At 63.6% G+C, this 280-nt stretch carries 1 protein-coding gene; it reads right to left on the bottom strand.

The features are described 5' to 3' along the window. Positions 1-280, bottom strand: a 280-nt coding sequence (locus EN786_RS38185) for a hypothetical protein (protein ID WP_189524408.1), incomplete at both ends; no start/stop codon positions are given.

Genomic DNA, 280 nt, shown 5'->3' with positions numbered 1-280 from the left:
CTGTCCCAGCGGGCCGGAACCATATTGCGGGGCTGTCGGTTCGCGGCGTCTCGGCGGTCATATTGCTCTTCGCTGAAAAGAAGGATGCCGGGCGGCTCGACGACCCGACCATGAATCGCATCGGCACGCGACCGCAGAATTCGCCCCTCGGGAATGATCTGGGCGAAGTAGGTTTCGTCCGCCTCATAAAGGCAGCCTTGCAGCGCCTGCTCGACTGTCGTGCCCCAACCGGACGCGAAGTAAGTGCTCTCATCGCCATCCTTGGCGGCGCGAACGCGGC

The sequence above is a fragment of the Mesorhizobium sp. M4B.F.Ca.ET.143.01.1.1 genome (genome assembly GCF_004792275.1).
Taxonomy (GTDB): domain Bacteria; phylum Pseudomonadota; class Alphaproteobacteria; order Rhizobiales; family Rhizobiaceae; genus Mesorhizobium; species Mesorhizobium abyssinicae.
Note: the sequence above shows the minus strand (reverse complement) of the source record. Positions and strands in the feature narration are given on the sequence as shown.